This is a genomic window from Vogesella sp. EB, from assembly GCF_001037925.1.
GTDB lineage: Bacteria > Pseudomonadota > Gammaproteobacteria > Burkholderiales > Chromobacteriaceae > Vogesella > Vogesella indigofera.
In genome coordinates this window covers 1-1178 of the sequence record NZ_LFDT01000062.1, presented here as the reverse complement: position 1 = coordinate 1178, position 1178 = coordinate 1, and the positions used below count along the sequence as shown (strand labels likewise).

1 protein-coding gene is annotated in these 1178 nt (G+C 55.8%); it reads right to left on the bottom strand.

From position 1 onward, the window contains the following. On the bottom strand, positions 1–1178 hold a 1178-nt coding region (tuf, locus tag ACG97_RS16720), incomplete at both ends, for an elongation factor Tu (RefSeq protein ID WP_156168072.1).

The window sequence follows — 1178 nt, the reverse complement described above, 5'->3', positions numbered from 1 at the left end:
GGCGATGATTTTGGCAACAACGCCAGCACCAACGGTGCGACCACCTTCACGGATGGCGAAACGCAGACCTTCTTCCATCGCGATCGGAGCAATCAGCTCAACCTTGATTTCTACGTTGTCGCCTGGCATAACCATTTCCACGCCTTCTGGCAGACTAACAGCGCCAGTCACGTCAGTCGTACGGAAGTAGAACTGCGGACGGTAGTTAGCGAAGAATGGAGTGTGACGACCACCTTCTTCTTTGCTCAGCACGTATACCGAACCAGTGAATGTGGTGTGCGGCTTGATCGAACCAGGCTTAACCAGAACCTGACCACGCTCAACGTCTTCACGCTTGGTACCACGCAGCAGCACGCCTACGTTGTCGCCAGCCTGACCTTGATCCAGCAGCTTGCGGAACATTTCCACGCCGGTGCAAGTGGTCTTGACGGTGTTCTTCAGACCAACGATTTCCAGTTCTTCACCAACTTTAACGATACCGCGCTCTACACGACCGGTCACCACAGTACCGCGGCCGGAAATGGAGAATACGTCTTCGATTGGCAGCAGGAACGGCTTGTCAACAGCGCGTTCTGGAGTCGGGATATAGGTATCCAGTGCGTCAGCCAGACGGAAGATCGCTGGTTCGCCGTATTCGGACTGGTCACCTTCCAGCGCCAGACGGGCGGAGCCGGTAACGATCGGGGTGTCGTCGCCTGGGAAGTCGTAGGACGACAGCAGGTCACGCACTTCCATTTCAACCAGTTCCAGCAGTTCAGCGTCATCCACCAGGTCAGCCTTGTTCAGGAAGACGATGATGTAAGGCACGCCAACCTGACGGGACAGCAGGATGTGTTCGCGAGTCTGTGGCATTGGGCCGTCAGCTGCGGAGCAAACCAGGATCGCGCCATCCATCTGCGCAGCACCGGTAATCATGTTCTTCACGTAGTCGGCGTGGCCCGGGCAGTCAACGTGAGCGTAGTGACGGGACTCGGTCTCGTACTCTACGTGAGCGGTGTTGATGGTGATACCACGTGCTTTTTCTTCTGGCGCGCTGTCGATCTGCGAGTAATCTTTCGCTTCGCCACCAAATTTCTTCGACAGAATAGTGGTGATCGCTGCAGTCAGAGTGGTTTTACCATGGTCCACGTGACCGATGGTACCAACGTTTACGTGCGGCTTGGTCCGCGCAAACTTTT